Annotated in this window: 18 protein-coding genes and 1 other RNA gene; 13 read left to right on the top strand and 6 right to left on the bottom strand. The window is 66.7% G+C overall.

The genetic code is table 11. The annotated features are described in order from the left end of the window. Nucleotides 1-171: 171 nt before the first annotated feature. Both ACFFGN_RS21030 and ACFFGN_RS21025 read right to left on the bottom strand, forming a co-directional pair. On the bottom strand, nt 172-801 hold the full coding sequence (locus tag ACFFGN_RS21030; protein WP_380050351.1) for a TetR/AcrR family transcriptional regulator: 630 nt from the start codon (nt 799-801) through the stop codon (nt 172-174). Between the two features lie 32 nt (nt 802-833). After that, entirely contained in the window at nt 834-1253 is a 420-nt protein-coding gene (locus ACFFGN_RS21025) for an SRPBCC family protein (protein WP_380050348.1), read from the bottom strand. Between the two features lie 66 nt (nt 1254-1319). Between ACFFGN_RS21025 and ACFFGN_RS21020 the strand changes: the two genes are divergently transcribed. The 5 genes from ACFFGN_RS21020 to ACFFGN_RS21000 all read left to right on the top strand — a co-directional run bounded on the left by ACFFGN_RS21020 (nt 1320) and on the right by ACFFGN_RS21000 (nt 5642). After that, on the top strand, nt 1320-1502 hold the full coding sequence (locus ACFFGN_RS21020) for a hypothetical protein (RefSeq protein ID WP_380050345.1): 183 nt from the start codon (nt 1320-1322) through the stop codon (nt 1500-1502). A 450-nt stretch (nt 1503-1952) separates the two neighbouring features. Then, nucleotides 1953-2795 (top strand): nitrilase-related carbon-nitrogen hydrolase, encoded by an 843-nt coding sequence (locus ACFFGN_RS21015; protein WP_380050342.1) that lies wholly within the window; start codon nt 1953-1955, stop codon nt 2793-2795. After that, nucleotides 2795-4195, top strand: a complete 1401-nt coding sequence (gene hydA, locus ACFFGN_RS21010; RefSeq protein WP_380050339.1) for a dihydropyrimidinase — start codon at nt 2795-2797, stop codon at nt 4193-4195. Before ACFFGN_RS21015 ends, hydA begins: the two co-directional genes overlap by 1 nt. 9 nt (nt 4196-4204) lie before the next feature. After that, nucleotides 4205-5197: a TIGR03842 family LLM class F420-dependent oxidoreductase gene (locus ACFFGN_RS21005; protein ID WP_380050336.1), complete on the top strand. Its 993-nt coding sequence runs from the start codon at nt 4205-4207 to the stop codon at nt 5195-5197. A gap of 145 nt (nt 5198-5342) precedes the next feature. Beyond that, nucleotides 5343-5642: a hypothetical protein gene (locus ACFFGN_RS21000; protein ID WP_380050333.1), complete on the top strand. Its 300-nt coding sequence runs from the start codon at nt 5343-5345 to the stop codon at nt 5640-5642. Between the two features lie 17 nt (nt 5643-5659). Here the strand turns inward: ACFFGN_RS21000 and ACFFGN_RS20995 are convergent, their stop codons facing one another. From ACFFGN_RS20995 to ACFFGN_RS20980, 4 genes are all read right to left on the bottom strand, one after another. After that, a complete protein-coding gene (locus ACFFGN_RS20995) occupies nt 5660-6508 on the bottom strand; it encodes a carbohydrate ABC transporter permease (protein WP_380050331.1) in 849 nt (282 codons plus the stop codon). Further along, entirely contained in the window at nt 6508-7440 is a 933-nt protein-coding gene (locus ACFFGN_RS20990; RefSeq protein WP_380050328.1) for a carbohydrate ABC transporter permease, read from the bottom strand. The genes ACFFGN_RS20995 and ACFFGN_RS20990 overlap by 1 nt, the downstream gene beginning before the upstream one ends. Then, complete coding sequence (locus ACFFGN_RS20985; protein WP_380050325.1) at nt 7437-8735, bottom strand: ABC transporter substrate-binding protein; 1299 nt, start codon at nt 8733-8735, stop codon at nt 7437-7439. The genes ACFFGN_RS20990 and ACFFGN_RS20985 overlap by 4 nt, the downstream gene beginning before the upstream one ends. A gap of 108 nt (nt 8736-8843) precedes the next feature. Then, nucleotides 8844-9893: a carbohydrate kinase family protein gene (locus ACFFGN_RS20980; RefSeq protein WP_380050322.1), complete on the bottom strand. Its 1050-nt coding sequence runs from the start codon at nt 9891-9893 to the stop codon at nt 8844-8846. A 147-nt stretch (nt 9894-10040) separates the two neighbouring features. Here ACFFGN_RS20980 and ACFFGN_RS20975 point away from each other — a divergent pair, with 147 nt between their 5' ends. The 8 genes from ACFFGN_RS20975 (at nt 10041) to ssrA (ending at nt 15503) form a co-directional block, all read left to right on the top strand. Continuing rightward, a complete protein-coding gene (locus ACFFGN_RS20975) occupies nt 10041-10391 on the top strand; it encodes a hypothetical protein (protein ID WP_380050318.1) in 351 nt (116 codons plus the stop codon). Continuing rightward, nucleotides 10384-10545, top strand: a complete 162-nt coding sequence (locus ACFFGN_RS20970) for a hypothetical protein (RefSeq protein ID WP_380050315.1) — start codon at nt 10384-10386, stop codon at nt 10543-10545. Before ACFFGN_RS20975 ends, ACFFGN_RS20970 begins: the two co-directional genes overlap by 8 nt. Nucleotides 10546-10741: 196 nt before the next feature. Beyond that, a complete protein-coding gene (gene ftsE, locus ACFFGN_RS20965) occupies nt 10742-11431 on the top strand; it encodes a cell division ATP-binding protein FtsE (RefSeq protein ID WP_380050312.1) in 690 nt (229 codons plus the stop codon). A gap of 29 nt (nt 11432-11460) precedes the next feature. Further along, entirely contained in the window at nt 11461-12372 is a 912-nt protein-coding gene (gene ftsX / locus ACFFGN_RS20960) for a permease-like cell division protein FtsX (RefSeq protein WP_380050309.1), read from the top strand. A gap of 204 nt (nt 12373-12576) precedes the next feature. Continuing rightward, entirely contained in the window at nt 12577-13866 is a 1290-nt protein-coding gene (locus ACFFGN_RS20955) for a M23 family metallopeptidase (protein ID WP_380050306.1), read from the top strand. 21 nt (nt 13867-13887) lie between these two features. Next, on the top strand, nt 13888-14358 hold the full coding sequence (gene smpB, locus ACFFGN_RS20950) for an SsrA-binding protein SmpB (RefSeq protein ID WP_380050303.1): 471 nt from the start codon (nt 13888-13890) through the stop codon (nt 14356-14358). A 74-nt stretch (nt 14359-14432) separates the two neighbouring features. After that, nucleotides 14433-14993, top strand: coding sequence for a DUF1707 and DUF4870 domain-containing protein (locus ACFFGN_RS20945; protein ID WP_380050300.1), 561 nt, complete (start codon nt 14433-14435; stop codon nt 14991-14993). Between the two features lie 134 nt (nt 14994-15127). Beyond that, nucleotides 15128-15503: a transfer-messenger RNA gene (gene ssrA, locus ACFFGN_RS20940) on the top strand. Nucleotides 15504-15574: the final 71 nt, after the last annotated feature.

The raw sequence follows: 15574 nt of genomic DNA, 5'->3' as shown, positions 1-15574 counted from the left end.
GAACCCGGCGTCTGAGCTGCTCCGGATCTCACTGCCCTGCCGGCCGAGAAGAGCCGGCTGCCGGTGGATTAGCACGCCGGAATCCCTGGTGGCGACCCATCGTTCAGTGGCCAGCCACCCTCACGCTCACCTGCAGATGCCCACGGACCGGATCGCGTCAACGGCGATTGGTCAGGGGGCGGTCTTGTGCAGGGATGTGGTGGTTGCGGTGAGCATGAGGGTGTTGAGCAAGGTGGAGGCCTGGTCGACTTCGACGCGTTCGCCGGTGAGCAGTAGGTCAAAGAGCAAGCCCCGGGCGGCGGCGAGACTTAGTCGGGCGTACGTCGGTGCCTCGGCAGCGGGAATGCCGGCGCGGATGAGGAGTTCCGTGAGCGGCGGCAGCCACACGTGGATGAGATCAGCGCGAAGTCCATCGGTATGCGGCTTGCGCTGCATCGCTTGCGCCGACAGCTCGAAGAACAACGGGCCATAGATCAAGGTGGCCTCGACCACTTCGTTCCAGAACTGCTTCGACTGTTCCAGCAGTGGTACGTCGAGCGAGGCGGTCAGCCGGGCAAGGGTGTCGCGCTGCTGCCCCTCGACGACTCGGACCACTTCGGCGAGCAGGCCGTCGCGGGAACCGAAGTGGTAGATCAGCATCCGGTGGCTCGTCCCGACGCCCGTCGCGATCGTGCGCAGGCTGGCGTCGCCGATCCCATGCGCCGCGAAGTACTCGATCGCCGCCACCAACAACCGCTCCCGCGCCGAACCACCTCCCGCCCCGGAGCCACCCGAGTCCGACGTACCAACCCGGTCCGTCATACCGCCTGGGTTCGGCCTAGGGGGAGAGGTGGTCAACGGGATTCGCAGCGGGTTTGCAGGCCGGTGGCTTCGAGGGACAGGTAGCGGTTGGTCAGGCCTCGGAGCAGGACGGCGAACAGGGGGCCGAGAGGGCCCGATTGGTCGACTGAGGCGGTTACGAGCGCGCCGGTGGCGGTTGGTTCTACCCGGTGGCCGGCGGTGGTGCGGATGCCGGGGACGGTGCTGACCCAGGCGAAGTACTCGTCGGGCTGCCATTCCGTGACGGTCCAGATGGCTTCGGGCAGACGCGGCTGCTTGATGCGCGTTCGGGCGCCGACGCGCAGCGGGCCGGGGTCGAGCCGTTCGACCGAGGTGATCGACGCGGTCCACTCGGGCCATCGCTCGACATCGCTGTACACCTCCCACACGCGCTCGGCGGGGACGTTGACCGGGAACCTGTGCTCGAATCGCATGTACCAAATGGTACAGCTCGGGCCGCCTGCCCGGACTCGACCGGTGGCACAGGTAGGGTGCGGCCCATGGCTGACACCCACAACGAGAACGAGCAGGACCCCGGCGCGAGCACGCAGATGTTCCGGGCCTTCGTGGACGAGGGCGGCACCGAGCCCGCCGCCGCGGCGAAGTCGAACACCAAGACCATCGCGATCGTGGCCGCTGTGGTCGTGGTGGCGATCGTCGTGATCGCCCTGATCGTCCTGTAGTCAAGCGATTCCGCCGCGTCACCAGCGCTCGGCCGGACCACCGCGTCACCCTGGGTGCCCGCGTGACCCGAGCTGAGCTGGACCGCCGACGCGGCCGAACAAGATGCCCACGGCAACGTCTACCGTCGCGGCGGTAGACTCGCCGTTCGCCGGTGAAATCCCGGTGCTGCGGGTCCCGGCCGGGGAGGTCACCGTCCTCGTGACGGCGTTGATCACCCGGGTCCGGGCCCGCGGAGAATTCCCACCACCTCCCATCGGCCCGAGCCACCCGCCTCCCACCGGCCGTGAGCCGCGTCCTGCCGGCTCACCCGCTGCCTCCCGCCGCCCACTCGCGGCGTTCCGCTGTGTCCGCCCGGCGGGTCGGCTACGACTTCGGCATAACCGTTGACTCCACCCCGGCCGCGATAGAGCATGAGGTCTTCTCGGCAGCGGACTCGACGTGGAGGCGGCATGGCAGGGATCGTGCGGGCGGCACTGGTGCAGACGAACTGGACCGGTGACCAGGAGTCGATGATCAAGGCTCACGAGGAGTACGCCCGGCAGGCGGCCGCCGCCGGCGCTCAGGTGATCTGCTTCCAGGAGCTGTTCTACGGGCCGTACTTCTGCCAGCTCCAGGACCCCAAGTTCTACGAGTACGCCGAATCCGTGCCCGGTCCCACCGTCGAGCGGTTCAGCGCCCTCGCGGCCGAGCTCGGCATGGTGATGGTGCTCCCGGTGTACGAGCAGGAGCAACCCGGCGTGCTGTACAACACCGCCGCCGTGATCGATGCCGACGGCAAGTACCTGGGCAAGTACCGGAAGAACCACATCCCGCAGGTGAAGGGGTTCTGGGAGAAGTTCTACTTCCGCCCGGGCAACCTCGGCTATCCCGTCTTCGACACGGCCGTCGGCAAGGTCGGCGTCTACATCTGTTACGACCGGCACTTCCCGGAGGGCTGGCGCGCGCTCGGCCTCAACGGCGCCGAGATCGTGTTCAACCCGTCGGCCACCCACCGCGGCCTCTCGTCGTACCTGTGGCAGCTGGAACAACCGGCCTCGGCCGTCGCCAACGAGTACTTCATCGGCGCGATCAACCGGGTCGGCATCGAGAGCGAGTACGGCGAGAACGACTTCTACGGCACGTCGTACTTCGTCGACCCCGAGGGCAAGTTCGTCGGCGAGGTCGGGGACGCGCACAACCCCGAGCTGATCGTGCGCGACCTGGACCTCTCGAAGCTCGCCGAGGTCCGGGACCGGTGGCAGTTCTACCGCGATCGCCGCCCGGACGCGTACGGCGACCTGACGGCACCGTGATGAGCACGCTGATCAAGGGCGGTACGGTCGTCGGCCCGACCGGATCGCACCGCGCGGACGTGCTGATCGACGGCGAGAAGATCGTCGCGCTGCTGGATCCGGCCTTCCCGGTCGAGGCCGAGACCACGATCGATGCCTCCGGCAAGTACGTGATTCCCGGCGGCATCGACGCGCACACGCACATGCAACTGCCCTTCGGTGGTACGGCGGCCAGCGACACCTTCGAAACGGGCACGCTGGCCGCGGCCTGGGGCGGTACCACCACGATCATCGACTTCGCCGTGCAGAAGACCGGCGAGGTGGTTCAGGACGGGCTGGCGGCCTGGCATCAGAAGGCGGAGGGCAACTGCCATATCGACTACGCCTTCCACATGATCCTCGGCGGGGTGGACGGCGACGCGCTGAAGGCGATGGACCAGCTCGTCACCGACGAGGGCATCACCAGCTTCAAGCTGTTCATGGCCTATCCCGGCGTCTTCTACTCCGACGACGGCCAGATCCTGCGGGCGATGCAGACCGCGCGGGACAACGGCGCGATGATCATGATGCATGCCGAGAACGGCATCGCCATCGACGTACTGGTGCAACAGGCACTGGCGCGGGGTGAGACCGATCCGATCCACCACGGGCTGACCCGTCCGGCCGCGTTGGAGGCGGAGGCGACCAACCGGGCGATCGCGCTCGCGTCGGTGGCGTCGGACTGCCCGCTGTACATCGTGCACCTCTCCGCCAGTAAGGCGCTGGAGGCCGTCGCGGAGGCTCGGGACGCTGGGCGGAACGTGTTCGCCGAGACGTGCCCGCAGTACTTGTACCTGACACTGGAGGATCAACTCGGCGCGCCCGGGTTCGAGGGGGCCAAGTGGGTCTGCTCGACGCCGCTGCGCAGTAAGTACGAGTCGCACCAGCGGGATCTGTGGAAGGGTCTGCGCAGTAACGACCTGGCAGTGGTCTCTACCGATCACTGTCCGTTCTGCTTCAAGGACCAGAAGGAACTCGGTAGGGGTGACTTCTCCAAGATTCCGAACGGTATCGGTGGTGTCGAGCACCGGGTCGACCTGCTCTATCAAGGTGTTGTCGACGGCCGGCTCTCACTGGAACGCTGGGTCGAGACGATCGCGACCACCCCGGCACGGATGTTCGGGCTGTATCCGCAAAAGGGCATCGTGGCACCCGGTTCGGACGCCGACCTGGTCATCTACGACCCGAACGGGCGGACCCACATCAGCGCCGGCACCCACCACATGAACATGGACCACTCGGCCTACGAGGGTTACGAGATCGCTGGTCACGTCGACACGGTGATCTCCCGCGGCCAGGTGATCGTTGCCAACGGCACCTACCATGGCCGGAAGGGTCACGGCTGCTACCTCAAGCGCGGCCTCTCGTCGTACCTGGTCTGAGGAGAACGCATGGACATCGGTGTGGTCTTCCAAAACGATCCGCCCGCGAAGGCGGTGGTGGAACTCGCCCGCCAGGCCGAGGACGCGGGCTTCAGTCATGTCTGGACGTTCGACTCGCATCTGCTCTGGCAGGAGCCGTTTGTCATCTACAGCGCGATCCTGGCCGCGACCTCGCGGGTGATGGTCGGGCCGATGGTGACGAACCCGGGCACGCGCGACTGGACCGTGATCGCGTCCCAGTTCGCCACCCTGAACGAGATGTACGGCAATCGCACGGTCTGCGGGATCGGCCGGGGTGATTCCGCCCTGCGCACGCTCGGGGCCGAGCCGGGCACGATCGCCGAGCTGAAGCAATGCGTCGAGGTGGTGCGCGAACTCGCCTGCGGGCAGACCGTCACGTATCGGGGCAAGCAGCTCCGGTTCACCTGGGCCGAAGGTGGTCAGCTGGAGGTCTGGGTCGCGGCGTACGGGCCGAAGGCGCTGGCCGCCACCGGCCAGGTCGGCGACGGGTACATCCTGCAGCTCGCTGATCCGGATATCGCCGCCTGGATGATCGGGGCCGTACGACGCGCGGCGGAAGAGGCCGGACGTGATCCGGACGCGATCACCTTCTGCGTGGCGGCGCCGGCGTATGTCGGCGACGACCTGGCCCATCAGCGGGACCAGACCCGGTGGTTCGGCGGCATGGTGGGCAACCACGTGGCAGACATCGTCGCGCGCTACGGCTCGACCGGCGCGGTGCCGGCGGCTCTCACGGCGTACATCGAAGGACGTAAGGGTTACGACTACGCCGAGCACGGGCGCGCGGGCAACCGGCACACGGCGTTCGTGCCGGACGAGGTGGTGGACCGGTTCTGCATCCTCGGTCCAGTCGAGAATCACCTGGCCCGTTTGAAGGAGCTCAAGGACGTCGGCGTCGACCAGTTCGCCGTCTACCTGCAGCACGACAGCAAGGAAGACACGCTTGCCGCGTATGGCGAGCGCATCATTCCCTTCGTCTGACTAATCGCGGGTCCAGCTATTCGACTGAGACGAACAGGTCACGGTCGAATTCGCGCTGCGCGTTCGACGCGGGTCGAAGTGGTTTGCCCGCGATGGAGCGCCCAGCAGGATACGAGGTCCTCGCCATCTATCGGAAGGACCGAATATGACGAACTCGACGATCGGCCGCGCCCTGGCCACGGGTGTGTTGCTCGCCGGGCTTGGCGCGATCAACCCGGTCACGGCCTCGGCCGACCCGGTTGTGCCGTGCGGCGCGCGTTCGACGCCGGTCGGCAGCTACATCAACCTGACCTACAAGAACTGCACCGGTAGCGGCCAGGCGAAACAGCCCTACCGGAACGGAACGACCGCCCAGAACTGCAAGCACGTGCCGGCGGGCCAGTGGGTTTCGTGGACCCAGCTCCCCGGTGGTAGCCCGTGGACGGCTATCGACTGTCTGCAGTGAGCGCGGGCGCTCCGGTATCACTCGCTGATGCCGGAGCGCTCGACTCCTTCGACGATCCAGCGCTGCAGGAAGACGAACATGACCACCAGCGGCAGGATCGCGATCGCGGCGGCGATGAACAGCTGCGGCAGGTTGATCGTCTGCGCGGTGAGGAACGTGGAGAGCGCGATCTGCACGGTCCACGAGCTCGGGTCCTGCCCGATCACGAGTGGCCAGAGGAACGCGTTCCACGAACCGATGAACGTGATCGTGCCGATGGCGGCGATGAAGCCTGACGAGTTCGGCACCACCACGCGCCAGAACGTGCCCCAGTAGCCGACGCCGTCCAGCTGCGCCGCTTCCTCGAGTTCCTTCGGAAAGCCCAGGAAGTACTGCCGGAAGAGGAACGTCGCGAAAGCCTGGAACAAGCCGGGAATGATCAACCCGCGCATGGTCGAGATCCAGCCGAGGGTGGAGACCAGGACGAAGCTCGGCACAAACGTCACCGCGGCCGGGATGAGCAGGGTGGCGACGATGACGTAGAAGACGGCATTCGCATACCGGAAGGGGATCCGGGCCAGCCCGTAACCCGCGAGGCCGGAGATCACCAGTACGGCGACGGTCTGCACGACCGCGATCAGCAGCGAGTTGACCAGGCTGCGGAACATCGGCACCGACGGGTCATTGAACAGGTCCGCGATGTTGCCCCACTGCAGCTGTGACGGCCAGAACGTCCAGTCCGGTGAGGTGATCTCGCGGGTGGTCGACAACCCGTTGCGCACCAGCAGGTAGAAGGGCAGCAGGAAGAGCAGCGCGCCCGCCACGAGCACGACGTACCGGATGATGTTGCCGGCGCGGTCGGCCCGGGATCGCTGGATGACCGCCATCAGTCCTCCCTCTTGCCGAGGCCCAGGAATTTGCCCTGCACCAACGCGATCAGCGCGATCATGAGCGTGAGAATCACCGCGCCGGCGCTGCCATGGCCGAAGTCCTGCCCTTGGCCGAGCGCCGCGTAGTACAGGTAGACGAGTGGTGGCCGCGCATAGGGCGGGTACTGCCCGGAGGTGGACAGCAGGTTGTAGAACTCGTCGAACGCCTGGAACGCGTTGATCAACAGCAGGAGCAGTACGGCGGTTGAGGTGGCTCGAAGCTGGGGCAACGTGATGAACCGCAGCACCTTCCAGCCTCTTGCGCCGTCGATGGCCGCGGCCTCATAGAGCGACGGGGAAATTCGCTGCAGTCCGGCCAGGAACAAGATCATGTAGAACCCGGCCTGCAACCACAACCGGGCCGTCACGATGACGAGCCAGTACCAAGGGGGCTGGGTGATCGACAACCAGGCGATCGGTTCGAGGCCGAACCAGCCGAGCACCGTGTTCATCAGGCCGAACCGCACACCCGAGAAGATCGAGAGCTTCCAGATCATCGAGGCGACCACGTACGAGCAGGCCGTCGGCAGGAAGAACACCGAGCGGAAGAACGCCTTCGCGAAGCGGGCCCGATTCACCAGCAGGGCAAGGCCGAGCGAGCAGGCGAAGGTGGTCGGCACGATGAACGCGGCGAACAGCACGAACGTGATCAGGCTGGACCGGAACGCCGGATCGCCGAGCATGTCCGTGTAGTTGCCCAGGCCAACAAAGTCCGTCGGCGTGACGGTGTTGCGGGCGTCGAAGAAGCTGAGGAAGACGCTCCACAGGATCGGGATGTAAACGAAGATCAGCAGGCCGAGCAGGAAGGGGCCGACAAAAATCGCGAACCACAGGTTGCGATCCTGGCGGCCCCGCAACCGCCGGGCCAGTGACGGCGTGGTCGAACTCACCCCGCGATGCGCTTCAGCTCTGCGTCGACGACGGCCTTCACGGTTTTGATCTCCGCGGCCGGGTCGGCGCCGCTCTTCACGATCCGGTTCAGGGCGTCGGAGTACGCCGTTGCGGACTTCGGTGTCCACAGCAACGGTGACTGCGGCCGGCCGACCTCGTTCACCAGCCTGGCCGCGTCGGCCGCCGGCCCGGATTTCAGCTTGTCCGCCTTCTCGATCAGGCTCTTGCGCGCCGGGATGTGGAAGCCGTACGACTGGGCCCAGTCGAGTTGCTTGTCGGTTTGATCCACCCACAGCCACTTCACGAACTGCTTCGCGGCATCCACGTTCCTCGACTTGCTGCTCACCGCGGCCGAGAACGCCCCGACCGGCACGCTGGCCTTGCCGCCGTCGTTCAGCTTCGGCCAAGGCAGTACGCCGAAGTCGTCGCCGAGATCCCGTTGCAGCTGTGGGAACGTCCAGAACCCGGTGAACTGCATCGCGGTCAGGCCTTGCGTCAGCGCCGACGGATCGGACCAGTCGGTTGGCGCGCCGAGCAGGAGACTGCCCGACTTGAAGAGCTCACGCAGCTTGCGGAACGACTCGATCGCGGCCGGGTCGTCGAAGCCGAAGGTGTTCTCCTCGGTCAGGTAGTCCAGCCCGGCGGACCATAGCGCCGGACCGCCGAGCACGCCGACGCCACCGTCGTTGCCGACGAACAGGCCCGTCACCTTGCCAGTGGTCAGCTTCTTCGCCGCCGCGATCAACTCGTCGACCGTCTGTGGCGGTTGAACGCCGGCGGCCTGGAGCATGCTCTTGCGATAGACCAGCAGTTGCAGGTCGGTGACCTGGGGAACGCCGTACAGCTTGTCCTGGTAGGTCATCCGCTGCAGCAGCGAGGGGGTGAAGTCGTCCTTGGCGTCGCCGAGCAGGTCGCTCAGATCGGCGACCTGGCCCGCCTTGATCATGTCGATCGTCGGGCCGTTGCCGTACTCGAAGACGTCCGGGCCACTGTCGGTCAGCAGCGCGGAGGCGGCCTTCTTGTCGTAGTCACCCGCGGTCCAGACCACCTCGACCGTCGCGTCGGGATAGTCCGCCGCATACTTCTGCACAGCCTGCTGAGTGCCGGTCTCGCCGTACTGGTGGTACCACTGGGACAGCTTGGGTTTGTCGCCGGAGCCGGAGCCGGAACCGCCCTCCGGTTGCTCTTCGCGGCCGGTGTTCGACCCGCAGCCCGCGACGGCCATCGCCGCCAGCCCACCGCCGAGCGCTAGAAACCGCCGCCGTCCCAACCCCTGCACGCCACCCGCAGTCATTCGCCAGCACCTCCACGAGAACCCTGCGTGACCCGACCGTCACGCAACATCCCCGACCCTACGACCAACTCAGGTCGCGTGCCCGCGGTTATCCACAGGCAGCTCGGTTCACGCGTCGGAGAGGCGGGCGATGGTGGCGCCCGCGCGGCGAACGATCGGCACGGGACCTTCGGGCAGGACGTCACCGATGAACGCGTACTGCCTCAAGATGGCCGGATCGACGTCACCCGGGCGGGAGCGGCTGTGGTCACGGACCCAGTCGATGATGTCGCCCCAGCCCGGCGCCGCGAGGGATCCACCGAAGTGCTGGACGGACAACCCCGCACACAGATTGCCAAAGGCCAGCCGATGCGCCAGCGGCCATTCCCGCAGCGTGCCAAGCACCAGCGAAGCCAGGAACACGTCACCCGCGCCGGTCGGGTCGTACTGCCGAACGGGCAACGCCGGCACCTGAGCCTCCTCGCCGGTGGACGAGTCGATCGCCATCACGCCGTCGGAGCCGTTCGTCACCACCGCCAGCGGGACCCGGTCGGCCAGCTTGCGCAATGCCGCCTCGGCGCTGTCCGTGCGGGTGTAGGCCATCGCCTCGACCGCGTTCGGGGTGAAGGCGTGGAAGCCGTCGAGTACGTCGAGCACGGCCGGTGACCAGGTGTCGGTCGGGTCCCAGCCGACATCCCCGAACAGCAGCGCGCCGGAGCGGCGGGCCTCGACCGTCCATTCGGGCTGTTCCTCGGTGACCGGCACGATCGCGGTCTTCGTACGCAGCCCCGGGCCGACCAGCTTGCTCGGGTCGCCCGGTGCGTCGTGCGCATGCGTGACCATGGCCCGGTCCCGGTCGATCGACATCGAGACCGTGACGGGGGAGTGCCAGTGGCCGATCCGGCGGGAGTGCGACAGATCGACCTTCTCCTGCTCGGCGAGCGTGCGCCAGCAGAAGTCGGCGTACACGTCGTCGCCGAACACGGCGGCCAGGCCGCTGCGCAGGCCGAGGCGGCTGGCGGCGATGGCGAAGTTCGCTACGCCGCCGGGGCACGAACCCATGCCCTCGGCAAAGATCTCGGTTCCGGTCGCCGGAGCGGACGGCAGACCGGTGAGCACGATGTCCAGGAAAACCGTGCCCTGGACGAACACGTCGTACTCGAAGACCTGGTCCGTCACGTCATCGCTCGCAAACTGTCGGTGCCTGCTGATGGAATCAGTCGTAGCATCATCGCCGGGCCAATACCTAGGACTTATGGGGGTCGTCGTGTTCGTGCCGCGTCGAGCGCGCTTGAGCAGGTCAGCGTGATTCCCGATTGGGTGGGAGTGCTGGCCACCGTCGCGAGCCCGTTCGTGGCCTTCGCCGGCGTGCTGATCGGCGCGCGCATCACCCGCAAGGCCGACCAGGAACTCGACGTCTGGCGGCACCGCGAGGAGACCATGCGCATGGTCCGGTGGGCCGTCGAGCAGATCACCACCGGCGACGAGACCAAAACCCATGCCGGTGTCGTCACGCTCCGCTCACTGATGAGGTCAGAGCTGTTACAACCGGAGGATTATGACCTCGTGGCGGCCCTCACGGCGGCTGTCACCATCGACCGCGTCGGCCCGGAGACGTACGCTGATTTGGCAGACGCGAACACCGTCGTGGTCGAAGGAGATATCGCCGATGGCTGACAAGAAGACCGTGAAGGTGTCCCGGCAGGCCGTCGAGCTGGCCCGGTTGCATGTCGAGGCGGCCAAACGCGCCGGGCGCAAACCCGACGCCGGCGTGGCCCGGATCGCAACCGCCCGCCCGGAGAACGGCGGCCCCGCCCCGGCCCCGGCCTGAACCACCTCGCGGCCGGCGGTCTGGCGCAAGGACCGTGGTGTCCGGTATCCGCTCATCGCCGCGCCTGTCCGAGGTGCCTGCGGGAGAGCCGCGCCCCCCTCACCTACACTGAACGACGGCCGCTACTCCTGCGCACGGTGACAGCCCGGCGCCGGAGAGTCGCACCCCTGCCCCCGACCCACGGCCGAGAGCTCACGTGATCCGTTTCGAGAAGGTTTCCAAGACGTACGAGGGTCAGTCGCGACCCGCCCTGCAGAATGTCGACGTCGACATCGAGAAGGGCGAGTTCGTCTTCCTCGTCGGCACCTCCGGGTCCGGCAAGTCGACGTTCCTGCGCCTGGTGCTGCGCGAGCACCGCACCACCAAGGGCCAGATCATGGTGGCCGGCAAGGACCTGAACCGGCTGCCCAACTGGCGGGTGCCGCAGATGCGCCGCCAGATCGGCACCGTGTTCCAGGACTTCCGCCTGCTGCCGAACAAGACCGTCAGTGAGAACGTCGCGTTCGCCCTGCAGGTGATCGGCAAGCCCCGCGCGCACATCCGCAAGACGGTGCCCGAGGTGCTCGAGCTGGTCGGCCTGGACGGCAAGGAGGACCGCCTCCCCGACGAACTGTCCGGTGGTGAGCAGCAGCGGGTCGCGATCGCCCGCGCGTTCGTGAACCGGCCGATGATCCTGATCGCCGACGAGCCGACCGGAAACCTCGACCCGGGCACCTCGATCGGCATCATGAAGCTGCTGGACCGGATCAACCGGACCGGCACCACCGTGGTGATGGCGACCCACGACGTGTCGGTCGTGGACCAGATGCGCAAGCGCGTCATCGAGCTGGAGAACGGCCACCTCGTCCGCGACGAATCGCGCGGCGTGTACGGCTACCAGCAGTGATCTCCTCCGACGAAACGGTCTGACTTCCCATGCGTTTGCACTATGTTCTCTCCGACCTGGGCATCGGCCTGAAGCGGAACCTGTCGATGACGATCGCGGTCGTCGTGACGATGTGGGTCTCGCTGTCGCTGCTCGGCGGCGCCCTCGCGATCAATCAGCAGGTCGGCCTGATGAAGGGGAACTGGTACGACAAGATCCAGATCTCCGTCTTCTTGTGCACCAAGGACTCCGGCGGCCGCGGCTGCAACGGGTCCGAGGTCACGGCCGCCCAGAAGAACCGGATTCGCGAGACGATCGAGGCCAGCCCCGACACCGCGCCCAACGGCGTCTTCGTCGAGACCAAGCAGCAGGCCTACGACCAGTTCAAGAAGCTGTACAAGGACTCACCGATCGTCGGCACGGTGACGGTCGACCAGATGCAGGAGTCCTTCCGGATCAAGCTCAAGGATCCACAGCGCTTCGAGAACCTGGTCAGTGCGGTCTCCGGTCTGCCCGGGGTCGACCTGGTGCAGGATTTGCGCACGATCCTGAAACCGTTGTTCACGGCCCTCAATTCGCTGCAGATCGGTTCGGTGGTCGCGGCGATCCTGCTGCTGGGAGCCGGTGTGCTGCAGATCGCGAACACGATCCGTCTGGCCGCGTATGCGCGGCGCCGGGAGATAGGCATCATGCGCCTGGTGGGCGCCTCGAACCTCTATATCCAGCTGCCGTTCCTGCTGGAGGCGGTGCTGGCCGCCCTGATCGGCGCGATGCTTGCCTGCGGCACCCTTTGGCTGATGATCTACTTCACCGTCAACCGGTACGCCAAGAGCACCTTCCGCTCCTGGGAATGGATCGGTATCGGCGAGACGATGTGGGCGACCGCGATCATGGTGGGCGTGGGCCTGGTACTGGCGATCATTCCGACATTCCTGACAACGCGGAAATACCTCAAAGTCTGATAGCTGTCGGTTACCGTCGGAAGGCAACAAACCTTCACCCATAGCAAGGGGTCGACTGTGGTCCCGCACTTCCCCGGTGCGAACCCGTTTCGGTGGGTACGCATCAAGCGAGACGACAGCATCGGCGCCACCAGTGTTCGACCGGGTGTGCCTTCAGGGCGCAAGCGGCCGTCACTGGTCGCCGCTTGCTGCGTAGTCCTGTCCATGTCCGCCGGCCTACTGGCGGTGAATCCGGCTGCCCAAGCTCTGGGGCCAGCGGATCCGCCTGATCCGAAGAAGCAGCAGCAGGAGATCGACAAGCAGATCCAGGCCTCGAAGGCGGATCTGGAGGAGTCGTACGACACGCTGCAGGCGTCCGTGACCGCGTACGACCAGGCCAGCAGCAAGCTGACCCGGGTGCAGAACCGCTACGCCACGGTCCAGGGTGAGCTCGCCGCGGCCAAGGCGGCCGACGTGGTCGCCGCCAAACGGCTGGTCGCGGCCGAGCAGGCGCTCGCCGCGGCGAAGGCCGAGGTGGTCGAGGGCGAGCAGGCGATCCAGAAGACCCGGCAGCTCGCGGGCGAGGCGGTGCGGTCGACGTACCAGCAGCAGAACAACCTCGCCAGCCTCTCGTTCGTACTGCGCGGCGAGAACTCCAGCGATCTGGCCACCGGTTTCCAGGTCCGCCGCAACGTGTTCACCACCCAGGGCAAGGCCCTGAACAAGCTGAACGACGCGCAGGCGCAACTGGCGAACCGCCAGGTCAAGGTGGCCGCCGCGGAGAAGGCCGTCGCCGCCGAACGGGCCGAGGCCGCTCGTACGGTCCAGCGGGTAGGACGACTGACACAGGCCGTCGCGGCGCAGAAGGCCGAAGTCGCGCAGATGGCCCAGGAGAAGCTGCGCCTGTTCCACGTCGCGGCCAACAACCGCGCCAAGGAACTGAACGAGTACTACAAGCTGGTCAACGAGCGGAACCGCGTCACCCGGATCCTGATCGCCCGGGCCGCTGCCGAGAAGGCCGCGGCAGCGAGACGGCGTGCCCTGGCCGAGGCGGCGGAGAAGGCGAAGGCACAGCGCGAGAAGCGCAAGCCCCGGCCGGTCCCGCCGGATCCAGGGGCGGACGGCGATCTGATCATGCCGGTCAACACCTACATCACCTCGCCGTTCGGCATGCGGTTCCACCCGATCCTGCGCTACTGGAAGCTGCACGACGGTACGGACTTCGGCGGCGGTTGCGGTACGCCGATCCGCGCGGCCGCCGGGGGCGTCGTGACGGACCGCTACTACAACGGCGGCTACGGCAACCGGGTCTTCATCTCGCATGGCGTGGTGAAGGGATCGGCCCTGGTCACCGTCTACAACCACCTGTCGAGCTACTCGTCGTACGTCGGCCAGCGGGTGCGCAAGGGCGACGTCATCGGGTACGTCGGTACGACCGGCTACTCGACCGGCTGCCACCTGCACTTCATGGTCTACCAGGACGGCCGAGTGGTTAACCCGATGCGCTGGCTCTGAGCGGTTTGCGACAATGGGCGGATGGTGAAGGAGCAAGGCCAAAAGCCCATCGCGCAGAACCGCAAGGCGCGTCACGATTACCACATCGACGACGTGGTGGAGGCCGGGCTCGTGCTGACCGGGACGGAGGTCAAGTCCCTGCGGCTCGGCCGGGCCTCCCTCGTTGACGCCTTCGCTGCGGTGAAGGGCAAGGAGCTGTGGCTGAACGGCATGCACATCCCGGAGTACACCCACGGCACCTGGACGAACCACGAGCCGCGGCGCTCCCGCAAACTCCTCCTGCACAAGGACGAGATGGAGAAGCTGATCCGGGCCGTCGAGCAACAGGGCATCTCGCTGATCCCGTTGTCGCTGTACTTCAAGGACGGCTACGCCAAGGTCGAGCTCGCCACCGGGCGCGGTAAGAAGGACTACGACAAGCGGCACGCCCTGGCCGAGCGCCAGGCCAACCGCGAGGCCCAGCGCGCCCTGTCCGACCGCCGCCGAGGCTGACCCGGGGATTGCTCAGGGGGTGATCCGGGCTCCACCCCATACGCTGGCGCCGAGGTGGCGGGGACAGTGGAGACATGTCCACTTCAGACCTGCTGGTGACGCCGGAGCAACGTGACCGCGGCGTCGAGATTCTGCAAGAGATGTACGCCGACGGCCGCCTCGGGCGGATGGAGTTCGAGGAGCGACTCGATCAGGCCCTGCGCGCCCGGACCCGGGCCGACCTGAACGCGAGCTTCACCGGCCTCGTCTCCCATCCGGTTCCGACGTTCGCCCCGGCGGCGTTCACCCGGCCGACCAAGGTGCAGCGGTACGACGGCGACGGCCGCGGCGTCGGCACGCTGACCCACTGGCTCGGCTTTCCCACCTCCTTCGTCGGCCCGGCCGTGGTCGCGATGACCGCCGGTTCGCGCAATCCCGCCGTCCGCCGGCACGCGGTCGAGGCGGTCAACTTCCAGCTCACGGCGGCCCTGATGTTCGCCGGTCTGGGCGTGCTCACCGGGATCACCGACGGCTTCACCGCCTTCCTCTTCCCGGTACTCGGCCTGCTCTGGGCGGTTCTCACCGGCGTAGGTGGCCTGGCGACGGCCCTCGGCGGCAACTTCCGTTACCCCGCCACGCTCCGCCTGATCCGCTGATCCGCCCGCACCGCCGCGGCCCTGCGGCCGGTGGTTCGGGAATCTGAGGTGCGGGGGATTGGTTGGACTTGATAGTGTTGAGGTTCCACGGTCACCGGGGCAGCTCGGAGGGCGTGGGGCTTGAAAACTCAAGAGGGGGTGAACGGTTTCGACTTTGGACGTACGTGCCAAGAGAAGCGGGCCGAGGATCCAGGGTTATCTCGTTAACGATCTCTGGAAAACAATAAGTGCCAAAGAATCGCGCACTAACTTCGCTCTCGCCGCCTGACGGCCTGAGGTAAACGAAGGGTCAGCCCGGGAGTGCTTCCGACCCGGTTCCTGGCCTCAGCTAGGAAGCTTGCTTTGTTAACCCGGTTACGGGGTTAACACGGGACATTTACAGTAACTGAGCCTGTCAGCGACGTGTCTGTCCGAGCGCTGGGGCTGAGAAAAGCGATCTGACAGACTGCGCCCGGAGAAGTCTTGGGGCGACGCTGAAGGACGCGGGTTCGATTCCCGCCACCTCCACCCCCATGAGTCGAAAAAGGGCCTCGCGGCAACGCGAGGCCCTTTCTCATGCCCCGGGAAGGGCGAATTCGGAC

The organism is Kribbella deserti (genome assembly GCF_042434725.1).
GTDB lineage: Bacteria > Actinomycetota > Actinomycetes > Propionibacteriales > Kribbellaceae > Kribbella > Kribbella deserti.
The sequence above is the reverse complement of the archived record's forward strand: the minus strand, read 5'-3'. Positions and strand labels throughout refer to the sequence as shown.